Origin of the sequence: Nibrella saemangeumensis, from assembly GCF_039541915.1 — a bacterium.
Classification (GTDB): Bacteria; Bacteroidota; Bacteroidia; order Cytophagales; family Spirosomataceae; genus Nibrella; species Nibrella saemangeumensis.
This window is the reverse complement of sequence record NZ_BAABHD010000005.1, coordinates 147043-159418: the sequence shown is the minus strand read 5'-3', so window position 1 is coordinate 159418 and position 12376 is coordinate 147043. Positions and strand designations below refer to the sequence as shown.

Genomic DNA, 12376 nt, shown 5'->3' with positions numbered 1-12376 from the left:
CGACAGTTGCCGGAGGCCTTTTTAAGTCCTTCAAACTTCTCAAGCCTGAAACTTGGAACTTGAAACCTGGAACTATACTTTGGTCACCCATCCGAACGGGTCATCAATCTTACCGGTGCGCAGGTCGCTGAGGTAGTGGAATACTTTGCGGCAGAAGGATTCTTCTGTCGGCTCCGGCAGCATATAATCATGGCCTTCGTAACCGATGAGCGAGTACGGTGATACCACTACGGCCGTACCGGCACCGAAGGCTTCGGTCAGGCGACCATCTTCGATACCCTGAATCACTTCGTCAACGGATACTTTCCGTTCTTCGACGTCAACACCCCAGCTTCTGGCGATCTGGATGATGCTGTCGCGGGTAACACCCCGCAGGATAGAGTCAGAAACGGCCGGCGTTACCAGCTTACCGTCGATAATGAACATGATGTTCATCGTACCGGATTCCTCAATGTATTTATGCGTAAGGGCGTCGGTCCAGATCAGCTGATCGTAGCCGGCCTGCTGCGCCAGCATGGTCGGGTAAAGCGAGCCCGCGTAGTTACCGGCGCACTTGGCAAAGCCAACGCCACCCGGTGCCGACCGGATGTATTCCGTCTCTACTTTCAGCTTCGGCGGCTTGGCGTAATAGGTACCTACCGGGCAGGTGAAAATAACGAACTTATAGGTTTTGGACGGAGCCACGCCCAGGAACGTATCTGTCGCAAACATATACGGCCGGATATAGAGCGAGCTGCCCGGCTGACTGGGTACCCAGTCGGCATCCACGCGCAGCAGGGCTTCCAGTCCGCTGATGAATACCTCTTCCGGAATGGTGGCCATGCACATGCGTTTGGCCGACTCGTTCATCCGCCGGGCGTTGTCGATGGCGCGGAACAGCAGCACCTCACCGTCTTCATTTTTATAGGCTTTCATGCCCTCAAAGATCGACTGACCGTAGTGCAGTGACGACAGCGCCGGGCTGAGGGTGAAATTATCGAACGGAACAATTTGCAGGTTCTGCCACTGGCCATCCACAAAATCGGCCACAAACATATGGTCCGAGAAGTGCTTACCAAACGGCAGATTATCGAAATCTACCTCCTGAATGCGGGAGCTGGTGCCTTTCCGCAGTTCAATCTGCAACAAATCAGTAGTCATAGCGGTACAGATAAGGTCCACCGAAGCTTTTAGTTGCCGGTGGGAGTTGTCAATTAACAAAAGTAGAGAAATTCCGGTAAATTGCTGGGACCGTGGCGTAATAACCCATTAAACGCGCGGTTTCCAGGCTACCTCTTCCGCGTCCAGCTCCTGCGCCATTTTCCGGCTCAGCACAAACAGGTAGTCCGACAGCCGGTTGAGGTATTGAATGACCAGCTCGTCTACCGGCGAATCCTCACTGAGCGCAATCACCAGCCGCTCGGCCCGCCGGCATACTGTCCGGGCCAGGTGGCAGTACGAAACCGACGGATGGCCGCCCGGCAGCACAAACGCCCGCAGTTCGGGTAGCTCTGCATCCATCTGGTCCATGGACTGCTCCAGCAAGGTAATATCTTCCGGAATAATATCGGGGATGGGTTTACGGATAACCTTCTCCGGATCGGTCGCCAGGGTAGCGCCCACGGTGAACAGCCGATCCTGAATCTCTTTGAGCAACTCCCGGCGAGTGTCATTCACCGGCTGGTCGCGCACCAGGCCAATCCAGGAATTCAGTTCATCGACGGTACCGTATGAATCAATGCGGTGATCGGCCTTGCTGACCCGCCGGCCGCCAATGAGCGAGGTTTGGCCTTTATCGCCGGTTTTGGTATAAATTTTCATGCAATGGGAGAGTGTGACGTTTCATGTATTAACAGAAAACCCAGAGTATTACCTCCGGGTTTCTGAAGATTTAAAATGATTACTGCTTATTTCACCGCCGTAGCTTCCGGCAATCCGTATTTGTCCAGCAGGTAGGTCAGGGCGGCCATCGAAGCGGCCCCTAATTCAAGCTCCCGTTTGTTTACCGCTTCAAATTTATCGATACCCGTATGGTGGTAATCAAAATACCGCTGCGAATCGGGTTTGAAGCCGAACAACGCCGTGCCCTGCTGCGCCAGGGGCCCAATGTCGGCACCGCCACCACCCGGACCAATCTCGTGCAGGCCATAAGGGGCCAGCAGGTTTTTCCACGCCATTACATGCGCTTTCTGCTGCGGAGTACCCACTATCCCAAAGCCACGGGGCGTAAAGCCGCCGTTGTCCGACTCGATGGCGGCAATATGCTTTTCATTGTTCTTTTTGGCGTAATCGGCGTAACCGATGCCGCCCTTCAGGCCGTTCTCTTCGTTCATGAACATCACCGCCCGGATGGTCCGCCTGGGTTTGTAGCCCAGGGCCTTCATGATGCGCAGCACCTCAACAGACTGCATACAGCCGGAGCCGTCGTCGTGCGCCCCTTCGCTCAGATCCCAGGAGTCGAGGTGACCGCCGACCACGATAATTTCGTCGGGCCGTTCGGAGCCTTTGATTTCACCGACTACGTTGTATGACTTTGCATCGGGCAGAGTCTCGCAGTTTTGTTTGAAGAAGAACGTAAGCTGCGGGTTCTGCTTCAGCAGGCTGCTGAGCTGATTGGCGCCGTTGGTACTGATGGCCGCCGTTGGGATAAGCGGAACGCCGGTGCCGTAGCGCATGCTGCCAGTATGCGGGTTATCATCGTTGGCGGTGGTCATCGACCGGACAATGGCCCCGACGGCCCCGTATTTGGCGGCAAATGTAGCGCCGTTAGCCCGCTGGTCGACCGCTCCGCTATACGCTTCAAAGGTGTTCAGCTTTGTCGGGTCCATCGGTCGGTTATAGAAGACAATTTTTCCTTTTATCTTTTCGGTGCCCAACTGCTCCAGGTCGGTCAGGCTTTTAACTTCGATTACCTGGGCCTGTAAGCCCTTCGGTGGCGTCGCTACCGAACCGCCTAAGGCTGCAATAGGTACTGTTATTTTCTGTTTGCCGGTTTGGATGTAGGCTTCTTCTTTCGCCCCCCGCACCCAGTGTGGGACCATTACCTCCTGTAGAAACACCCGGTCGAACCCTTCTTTCTCCATAATCTGTTTGGTCCAGTCCACGGCTTTCTGCGCCCCGGCCGAGCCGCTCAGGCGCGGGCCAATCTGTTTGGTGAGGTGGCGCAGCCATTCGTAGGATTTGCCATTGGTGAGAGCTTCGTTGTAAATCCGGCGGATAGCTACCGAGTCGGTATCCTGGGCGTAGGTATGGAGGGTTGTTAAAATCGAGAGTCCGAGGATGAGTGTTTTCTTCATGTTCAGGTTGTCTTTCTGCAAAGTTAGTGTAGTGAAAGGGTTATTAAACAGAGACACGCAGAGGAGCACGGAGATTCGCCAAATTTTTCTTTTAATCTCAGTGTGCCTCTGTAAAAAGGTTCTACGCTTATCTGCGCTACAAAATTCCCTTTTAACCGCTGACGTATTGAGATTCGGGCTTGTGTTTTATTGAACGGCAGGTAACCTTTGGAACAGCGAGGTTGGGCTTCCTGATTGCAGGAAAAAATAGTACCTTGCCCGCCCAAATAGCTTATATTATTAGCCTACGCCATATTATCTGCCATGCAATACGTTGTTCACGCGTACGATTATACGGATGAGCAGGCGCTTGACCGCCGGATGTCCGCTCGTCCCAGTCACCTCGATGCCGTTCGTAAACTGAAAGCCGATGGTCATTTTATTACCGGCGGAGCACTGCTCGATGACGATGGCCGGATGATTGGTTCCATGGTGCTTGTGGACTTTGAATCCGAGGAGCAGCTTCAGCAGTGGCTGCAAAACGACCCGTATGTGACGGGTCGCGTCTGGGAAACTATCAACGTCAATCCGTTCCGGGCGGTTGTCCTTTAATAAGTCTTCGTAGCCACTCAATCCGGCAGCGGGTTACCTTACTGCCATTATACGAATTAAGCAGGAGAAGCCTTGCTTCTGCTGACAACCTGAATCAGAAATGTGTGTATGATTTGTGCTGCTATATTTGATATGGATGGCCTGCTGGTGGATTCTGAACCCCATTGGCGGGACGCCGAAATGGAAGTGTTCCGGACCGTTGGTCTGGAACTGACCGAAGAGATGTGCAAACGGACTACCGGCCTGCCGATTGAGACCGTAGTGGAATACTGGTATCAGCGCCAACCCTGGACCAACCGCAGCCGCGAGGAGGTCGCCCACGAAATCCACAACAAAGCTTTCGAATACATCGGTCTTAAGGCCGGGCCCATGCCGGGTATGGTTGACCTGCTTCAGTTTTTCCGGGAGAAAAGCATCCCCATGGCCATTGCCTCGGCGTCGCCCATGAACCTGATCGAATTGGTGATTGACCGGCTGAACATTCGTGAATTCTTTGTAGTTTGGCATTCGGCAACGCTCGAAGCGCGGAATAAACCCCACCCGGATGTATACTTGGGCACAGCGCGCAAACTGGGCGTTGACCCGGCCTGCTGCCTCGCATTTGAAGATTCCGGAAATGGCCTGAAATCGGCCCATGCCGCCGGGATGATTACGGTAGCGGTGCCAGCCGACTATGAGTTCGATGATGCTAAGTTTAATCTGGCCACCCTGAAAGTTCCCTCGTTAGCGGCCTTCGAAGAGCCAATGTTTCTGGCTTTGCAGGCCGAAGTTGACAGTACACCCTCGTAACTCTTTCGTATCGTTCCTGTTATACCCATACCCTCATGTCAATACGCCTTTATCAACTGGATGCTTTTACCGATCAGTTGTTTGCCGGTAATCCGGCCGCTGTTTGTCCGCTTACCGACTGGTTGGCCGACGAACAGATGCAGCGGATCGCGGCCGAGAATAACCTGGCCGAAACAGCTTTTTATGTAAGAACTGATCAGGGATACCATATCCGCTGGTTTACACCGGCGGTAGAGGTAGATCTGTGCGGCCACGCTACTCTGGCGGCTGCCTACGTGATCTTTTTTCTGGAAGACAAACCAGATACTGACCATATATTTTTCGACTCCCGGAGTGGTACGCTGAAAGTCTGCCGCGAAGGAGACTGGCTTACGCTCGACTTTCCGGCCGATCCGGTCAACAAACCCCCGCTGCTGCCCCCGGCGCTGGCGTCAAGTTTTGACATAAAGCCGGCTGAGGTATACAAGGGTAAAACGGATTTTTTGCTGGTGTATGAAAAGCAGGAAGACATTGAAGAACTAATGCCGGATATGCGCGAACTCTCCACGGTACCGGCGCGGGGCATCATCGTGACGGCGCCCGGTAACGACGTCGATTTTGTGTCCCGGTTCTTTGCTCCGCAGGTCGGTATTGACGAAGATCCCGTTACAGGCTCAGCGCATACCACGCTGGTACCGTTCTGGGCCGGGCGGCTGGGCAAGACGCAACTGACGGCGCGGCAGCTTTCCAAACGCGGTGGCTACCTTGAATGCAAACTCCACGGCGACCGTGTCGATATCTCCGGCAAAGTGCAATTGTACCTGAAAGGGGAGATTCTGATGGATGTGCTGGTATCGTCGGGGGGGTAAAACCACGGCATACCTCAAAAATTTCTTTTACCAGTAGTCGGTTGACTCTCCCTCACAAACCCTCATCAACGGAGGGTTTGCCGGGGCCGTTGAGCAGCAGAAAGATACTCATGGCAAACAGGTTGAGGGCCGGGAACGTATTCTTGTAAGTGTCCCCGATTGCCAGATGTCCGAACAGGAGAGCAAAGGCAAAATTGATTGCCAGTATGGCCCCGGCCCAGCGCGTTTTGAAGCCAATCACTATCAGAATGGCCCCGACGAACTCAGCATACGCCGATAAGGTGGCACTTACGATGGGAAACGGAAAACCCAGACTTTTTAGCCATTCAGCATAGCCAGGAAGGCCTTCCGTTGGGTGCAGCGCCGTATGCCCGGCGGCATCGTATAATTCATAGCCAAAAGCGAGACGAAGCAAAAAGGGGGCGTAGGGACGTAGGCGCTGCATGGCGTAAAATTATTGATTCCCCGCCAATCGCAAATACCTGCCGAAAAATTGGAAAGCCGTCCGTTTACTAACCCATATGAACTATAGAATTATTTTTCTGTTTTATTTGTAATTGTTCTAAATAAACGGGAGATTTGCATCATAATTCAGTGAATAACCATGTTAGTCGCAGATAAGCCAGAAGCAGCGGAGATAAAGTTTAACGTTGGGAAGACCTTTGGTGGAAATCCGTTTGCCGGTCATGAGTGTGTCTTAAAGAAGTGCTGCAAAAAATATAAAAAGGGGAAGCGCTGTAAAAAGTGCCCCAACGATTAATAGGTTCTCTCCTGCTTTTCCTCCATACGCTTTTCCTGTTGGGCTATGGTGCCTTGTTGCGGATAGAGTGCCGGATTTTAAGGTACGTTCACGCTATGCTGGAATGGCTGCAGATTGAAGGGTTGCCCCATGAGCCCCTGTTCGAATCGCTCCTGACGCTCCATCTACAGGTTTTTACCGATCAGTCCCGCGAAGAAGCCGTCGCCGATATGACGTATCACGCCCAACGTGGACCTCTACTGACCCTGCTAGCCATGGACAGTGGTGTGGTTGTTGGCTATAAAATGGGGTATGAACGTAAACCAGCGCAGTTCTATAGCTGGCTCGGCTGCGTATCACCCGATTATCGGGGGCGGGGCATTGCGGCTGAACTGATGACACGGCAGCATGACTGGTGCCGGCAGTGTGGTTACCAGACCATCCGGACACAGACCATGAACCGCTGGCGAACGATGCTGTTGCTGAACATCCGGCACGGCTTCGACATCATCGGTACGCTGCAGGGGCACCGCGGTCTGATTATTGTCCTGGAGAAACGACTGGTATAGCCGGGAACCCCCGCCCGCTATTTTGTGTACTACAGAGGCATGCATCTGTATCTGCACATACCGTTTTGTAAGCAGGCCTGTCACTACTGCGATTTTCACTTCAGTACCAATCAGACGTTCAAAGCCGAACTGGTAGCCGCCATGGCGCACGAAATCGCCTTACGGGCCGATTACCTGCCGGCGCGTCGCCTGGAAACCATCTACTTTGGCGGAGGAACGCCCTCGCTGCTGACGGAAGCTGAACTGGCGCAACTCTTCGAGGCCATCCACCAGCAGTTTACCGTTGCGCCCGACGCTGAGATCACCCTCGAAGCCAATCCCGACGATCTGGTTCCCGACAAACTGGCGATGCTGCGCCGATACGTCAACCGCCTGAGCGTGGGCATTCAGACCTTTGATGAGGCTACCCTACGGTGGATGAACCGGGCGCATACGGCCGTTGAAGCTGAGCAGTGTGTTCGGCTGGCACGGGATGCCGGTTTTGATAACCTGAGCATCGACCTGATCTACGGCATACCCAACCGGCCTGATAACCTTTGGCAGGCGGATCTGGAGCGGGCACTGGCGCTGGATGTTCCTCATCTGTCGGCGTACAGTCTCACCATCGAGCCCGATACCGCCTTTGGCCGCTGGCAGCAGAAAGGCAGGCTGCAACCCGCAGAAGATTCGCTAGCTGCAGATCACTTTGAGCAGCTGGTGAAGGCCCTGACCGGTGCTGGCTATGACCATTACGAAATCTCCAACTTTGCCAAACCGGGCTGCTACGCCCGGCACAATAGCGCCTACTGGCAACGACGGCCTTACCTGGGCGTGGGTCCGGCGGCTCATTCGTACAACGGCCCCAGCCGCCAATACAATGTTGCGCATAATCCGCGTTATATTGCCGGACTGGGTTCCGGTCAGATACCAGCGGAGCGGGAGGAGCTAACCCCCGCCGACCAGGTAAACGAATACCTGCTCACGGGGTTGCGCACCAAATGGGGTTGCCGCATCGATGACCTGAATCAGATGCTGGGCCGGGACTTTTTAGCCGCTAACCGGTTAATCATAGGAAAGCTGCAAAACAACGGTTGGCTGCTGATCGACAGCGGAGTAGTGCGCCTGACTGAATCCGGCAAGCTCTTCGCCGACCGGGTGGCGGCCGAGCTGTTTGTAGACTGATGGATAAAGATTAGCGTTTTTAAGCCACAGCTACGGCTTTTTTTGCCATTTTCGCCCGCTAATTAAACAAGACACTATGAGTCAGGAGCGGCCCGCCAACCAATTTCGTAACCAGGCCCGTCAGGTACCACCGACCAAAGCGGCCAGCTATTCAGCTGGTTCGTACCGGTCTCCATCATCCGGAGCACGCTCCTATGGATCACGCTCAACAGGGCGGGGGTATTGGTCAAAGGCGAAGGCCTTTATGCGGGAGCGGCCGCTGTTGCAACGGCTATACGGGTATTTTCTGAAGCTGCTGCTGTTTGCTTTTCTTTTCTCAATACTCTGGGTGGTCGTGCTGAAATTTGTGCCGGTCTGGTTTACGCCCCTGGTCATCGCCCGGAAGGTTGAGGCCATCGGTGCGGGCGAAGACAGCAAGATTCACAAAACCTGGCGGTCGTACGATAAAATCTCTAAAGAAGTTGCGCTGGCCGTGGTCGCATCCGAAGACCAGAATTTTCCGACGCACTGGGGCTTTGATCTGGACGAGATCCGGGATGCGCTCAGCGAGAACCGCAAGCGATTACGGGGTGCCAGTACCATCTCGCAGCAGGTAGCCAAAAACGTGTTTCTATGGAATGGCCGCAGTTACATTCGCAAGGCGCTTGAGGCCTACTTCACCGTCTTAATTGAATTGATCTGGGGGAAAGAACGCATTCTGGAGGTATATCTCAACGTGGCCGAGATGGGACCGATGACCTTTGGGGTCGAAGCTGCCTCGCAGCGTTACTATGGTCATGCGGCCAGTACCCTGAGCCGTTCCGAAGCCGCCCGGATTGCCGCCGTGCTGCCCAGTCCCCGGCGGTTCTCCATCCGTAACCCATCGGGCTACGTGCAGCGCCGGACCAGCCAGATTACCCGGCAAATGCGGGCGTTAGGGGGTAAGGCCTATATCCGTAACCTGTGAGGTTGGTTGATTAGTTGATTGGTTAAGTGGGATGGGACCTGGTGCGGTGTAGTGGGAGCTTATACGGTTAGCTCCTCCGAGGGATCCCAGTACAGGCGGTCAAACGCTACCACGCGGTCATCGTTTACCGTTATACCTTCGGCTTCCAGCAACTCCTGCATGGCCGTGGGATGGCCAAAGAAATTTTTGCCTGACAGTACCCCCAGGCGATTCACCACCCGATGCGCCGGTACATCCAGGCCGTGGGAGCTATTCATCGCCCAACCGACCATACGGGCTCCCGCCCGCAGGCTCAGATACCGCGCAATGGCTCCGTAGGTGGTAACCCGCCCCAGCGGCACCTGCCGTACTACGTCGTATACATCGTTGAAGTAATCGCGCTGCATTTTTGTTCCAGATTCATTGTTCCAGCCGGGTGGCCCCGCTGGAACAACAAACTTACTTCTGTTCCACCTCCTTCACCAATTCATCATACCACTGCTGGCCGTAGGCGCGGACGAGTGCTTCGCGGACGAAACGGTAGACAGGCACATTCAGCTCCTTGCCGAGGCCACAGGCCGGACTGCAGATGGGCCAGCGGTCGTAGTTGAGGGCGTGGTAGTGCTCGTATTTGGTAATACGAATAGGATAGAGGTGGCAGGAGATGGGTTTTTTAAAATTGATCTTCCCGTCCAGATAAGCCTGTTCAATCCCGCATTTAAGGGTTCCTTTTTCGTCGTATATGGCGTAAACGCACTCCCGGCCGTTGACGGTGGTGGTGACGTAATCACCGTCGAAATCTTCTTCGTACAGGCCCTGCTCTTCAATGGCCCTGATGCCCTCGGCAGAGAGGTAAGGCTTTACTTTCGGGTATATCTCTTTCAGGATAGCGAGTTCGCTATGCTCCAGGGGGGCACCCATATCGCCCTCTACGCAGCAGGCCCCTTTGCATTTTTCGAGGTTACAGACAAAAAACTTTTCGGCTATATCGTCGCTGATGCAGGTATTATCAATTAAAATCATAGGCTTCGTGTACAGGCATCCTTACCAAATGCCACTATAAAGTTAATCAATAACCCTGACATAAAATAAAACTGCCGGCTCCATCAGGGCAAAAGTACGCCGGCAAAACAGGCTGGGTACTAGTGCGCCAGTGGATCCGGCGGTTTATCAATAGGGGTTACAGCTGCTTGATAATCCTGATGCGCTGCCCTTCTCTGACGGTGACGTCAGAAAGCTGGTTCCATTCCTGAATCTGCTCGATGGAAACACCATATTGTTTTGAGATCCGGTACATGGTTTCACCCTTCATGACCGTGTGGTATTGCGGAGTAGCGGGAGCCGACGATGGAACCGCTGTGCGGGTCGATGGTACCCGGTTGGTCGTTGAACCGGCAGACCGCACAACGAGCTCCTGCCCTACCGACAGCTTATCGTTGACGGTCAGGCTGTTCAGCGCCAGCAGCTGATCGACCGTCAGGCCGTATAGCCGGGAGATGCTGTAGTACGTCTGACCGGGTAATACGCTATGCGTTGCGGCAGCCCCCGATGGTACCGTTGCGGCCGGGGTAACGGGTCTGGTCGGGGCCGGACGGCTCTCTGCCGGTATATTGGCAGGGGTGCTGGCCGGGCGGCTGTAGGTGGATGTAGTCTTCGGCTCGGTACCCGGATAGATGGCTTTGGGTGCCGGCTCACTCACCGGTTTGGCGGGCGTTGGTGCCGGGGTGGTAGTTGGGCGGGTGTTTGTCGCCAGATCCTCTTCGGCCGGCCGGACAATGATCACGCGCTGATTTGTACTCCCTGATGATGGGGCCGGCGCTGAAACAGCCTGGGCCGGGGTATTGGTTGGTGTCTCCAGGGGCTGGCTGGTAGTCGGCACGGGCGTTGTGGTAGCCGGACGGCTGGCCGGCTGATTGGCCGGCCGGGACGCTACCGGCTCCGGGCGCTGCGGTTCGGCCGTATTTTCCGTTGGGGTTACCAGCTTCGGCTGATACAGTTTTCGCTCGGCTGCCGTGCGCGGAATTGCATTGGTGTTTTCCGTCGGGCGTGTTGAGGGTTCGTTGCGGGCTACCGTCGAACGATCAGGAGCCGGTGCCGGGGTACCGGGGGCGGGGGCATTGAGAATTTCAACCGGACCGTTCGGCCGGCGCTTCTGGAGCCACATCACCCGGCCGACCTGAAGCTTCTGAATCCGGTCGAGCCGGTTGTAACGCAACAATTTTTTCAACCGAACGGCGTACATCTGCGAGATGGTCCGCATGGTTTCATCTTCGCGGACTGTGTGGTACGGAACCATTCCTTTCCGGCGCTTTTTCTGCAGGTAGTACACTTCCCCCGTTATGACCGGATCGCGCTCGCCCATGTCGTTGTACCGCAAAAAACTGGAGAGGCTAACCCCGGCTTTGTTCGCCAGCGACGAAGGCTTATCGCCGGCCTGCGCCTGAATACCTTTCAGACCATTTATTTCATAATAGATCGGCTCGTTTTTGCTGCGGCCGGGAGGGGTAGTCCGGCGTAAAACCGGGAAGCCAATGTCATCGCCGTCCGGAATCGGCTTATTAATGTTTGATGCCAGAACTGGTTTGTCCGCCGGCAAGTTCAGCCGGCGACGGAAATCGGCGAGCCGCTCATTGGGCACCGGAATGGCCATGACATATGGTTTGTCGGCCGGGACGGCATCGCCGGAAATCCAGCGGTTGTACTTGCGAAGCTCAAATTCATCAATACCTAACTCCTGGGCAATCTGGCTGAACTGCTTGCCGTTGCCACGGGGGTATTCGACCAGCGATACCGCATTTGATGGTTTAAACGTCTGAAGGGCGTTCTCAATGGCCAGTTTATGCGCAAAGCACCGCAGAATGTACCGGTCGGTGCTGGCGTCAACGCTGATTTCCCGGGCATTGGCCCACTCCTGCGGAATCAACCGGCTAATGCCACCGGCACCCAGGTAGTAGGAATAGAGAGCCGAAACCCAGTTGTTAAAAATGGTGTTTGTCCGTTTCAGGTAGCGGGCAGCCCCACGGGTCGACGCCGTAATGCTTTTGCGCTCGTCGACCTCATCATCGACGCGCAGGCCGTGGTCGAGGGCCGTTTCGCGTTTAAACTGCCAATAACCCACGGCCATCGACGTAGAGACGGCATCGGGCGTAAGCGAACTTTCCTGGACGGCCAGGTATTTGAAGTCCAGCGGCACCTGCTCTTCGGCAAAGATCCCTTCAATGATGGGAAAATACAGCGCCGACCGGTTGAGCTTCATATCCCAGTACTGCCGGTTGGCCATCAATGCATTGACGTCCTGCTGAATAATGGCGCGGGCACCTTCGTCCATCTGCACGGAAAGACCCGCAAACATAATCCGGGTCGGTACCACCGGCACGTCGGCGCGAAAGCCAGGCTGCGGCTGAGCCGGCGAATGCATCCAGATCAGAACAAAAAGGAAGGTAATGGGGAAGTGTAGTTTCTTCATAAGAGATTGTGTC

13 protein-coding genes are annotated in these 12376 nt (G+C 54.9%); 6 read left to right on the top strand and 7 right to left on the bottom strand.

The window, feature by feature from the left end; all coding sequences use genetic code 11:
• Window positions 1-72: 72 nt before the first annotated feature.
• The 3 genes from ABD949_RS02560 to ABD949_RS02550 all read right to left on the bottom strand — a co-directional run bounded on the left by ABD949_RS02560 (window position 73) and on the right by ABD949_RS02550 (window position 3275).
• Entirely contained in the window at window positions 73-1140 is a 1068-nt protein-coding gene (locus ABD949_RS02560; protein ID WP_345240249.1) for a branched-chain amino acid aminotransferase, read from the bottom strand.
• Between the two features lie 108 nt (window positions 1141-1248).
• A complete protein-coding gene (locus ABD949_RS02555; RefSeq protein WP_345240247.1) occupies window positions 1249-1800 on the bottom strand; it encodes a cob(I)yrinic acid a,c-diamide adenosyltransferase in 552 nt (183 codons plus the stop codon).
• Window positions 1801-1886: 86 nt separating this feature from the next.
• Window positions 1887-3275, bottom strand: coding sequence for a M28 family peptidase (locus ABD949_RS02550; RefSeq protein WP_345240244.1), 1389 nt, complete (start codon window positions 3273-3275; stop codon window positions 1887-1889).
• A 303-nt stretch (window positions 3276-3578) separates the two neighbouring features.
• Here ABD949_RS02550 and ABD949_RS02545 point away from each other — a divergent pair, with 303 nt between their 5' ends.
• The 3 genes from ABD949_RS02545 to ABD949_RS02535 all read left to right on the top strand — a co-directional run bounded on the left by ABD949_RS02545 (window position 3579) and on the right by ABD949_RS02535 (window position 5503).
• Complete coding sequence (locus ABD949_RS02545) at window positions 3579-3866, top strand: YciI family protein (protein ID WP_345240242.1); 288 nt, start codon at window positions 3579-3581, stop codon at window positions 3864-3866.
• Window positions 3867-3974: 108 nt separating this feature from the next.
• On the top strand, window positions 3975-4655 hold the full coding sequence (hxpB, locus tag ABD949_RS02540; RefSeq protein WP_345240240.1) for a hexitol phosphatase HxpB: 681 nt from the start codon (window positions 3975-3977) through the stop codon (window positions 4653-4655).
• Window positions 4656-4690: 35 nt separating this feature from the next.
• Window positions 4691-5503, top strand: a complete 813-nt coding sequence (locus ABD949_RS02535) for a PhzF family phenazine biosynthesis protein (protein WP_345240238.1) — start codon at window positions 4691-4693, stop codon at window positions 5501-5503.
• A gap of 52 nt (window positions 5504-5555) precedes the next feature.
• Here ABD949_RS02535 and ABD949_RS02530 read toward each other — a convergent pair whose 3' ends face one another.
• Window positions 5556-5948: a DoxX family protein gene (locus ABD949_RS02530; protein WP_345240237.1), complete on the bottom strand. Its 393-nt coding sequence runs from the start codon at window positions 5946-5948 to the stop codon at window positions 5556-5558.
• A gap of 299 nt (window positions 5949-6247) precedes the next feature.
• Between ABD949_RS02530 and ABD949_RS02525 the strand changes: the two genes are divergently transcribed.
• The 3 genes from ABD949_RS02525 (at window position 6248) to mtgA (ending at window position 8918) form a co-directional block, all read left to right on the top strand.
• A complete protein-coding gene (locus ABD949_RS02525) occupies window positions 6248-6811 on the top strand; it encodes a GNAT family N-acetyltransferase (RefSeq protein WP_345240236.1) in 564 nt (187 codons plus the stop codon).
• A gap of 39 nt (window positions 6812-6850) precedes the next feature.
• Window positions 6851-7972, top strand: coding sequence for a radical SAM family heme chaperone HemW (gene hemW / locus ABD949_RS02520; RefSeq protein WP_345240961.1), 1122 nt, complete (start codon window positions 6851-6853; stop codon window positions 7970-7972).
• A 76-nt stretch (window positions 7973-8048) separates the two neighbouring features.
• Window positions 8049-8918, top strand: a complete 870-nt coding sequence (mtgA, locus tag ABD949_RS02515) for a monofunctional biosynthetic peptidoglycan transglycosylase (RefSeq protein WP_345240234.1) — start codon at window positions 8049-8051, stop codon at window positions 8916-8918.
• 59 nt (window positions 8919-8977) lie between these two features.
• Here the strand turns inward: mtgA and ABD949_RS02510 are convergent, their stop codons facing one another.
• From ABD949_RS02510 to ABD949_RS02500, 3 genes are all read right to left on the bottom strand, one after another.
• Window positions 8978-9304 (bottom strand): MGMT family protein, encoded by a 327-nt coding sequence (locus ABD949_RS02510; RefSeq protein WP_345240232.1) that lies wholly within the window; start codon window positions 9302-9304, stop codon window positions 8978-8980.
• Between the two features lie 52 nt (window positions 9305-9356).
• On the bottom strand, window positions 9357-9920 hold the full coding sequence (locus ABD949_RS02505) for a DUF3109 family protein (RefSeq protein ID WP_345240229.1): 564 nt from the start codon (window positions 9918-9920) through the stop codon (window positions 9357-9359).
• A gap of 157 nt (window positions 9921-10077) precedes the next feature.
• Window positions 10078-12363 carry a LysM peptidoglycan-binding domain-containing protein gene (locus tag ABD949_RS02500; protein ID WP_345240227.1) on the bottom strand — a complete coding sequence of 762 codons (2286 nt, stop codon included), beginning with the start codon at window positions 12361-12363 and terminating at the stop codon, window positions 10078-10080.
• Window positions 12364-12376 lie beyond the last annotated feature (13 nt).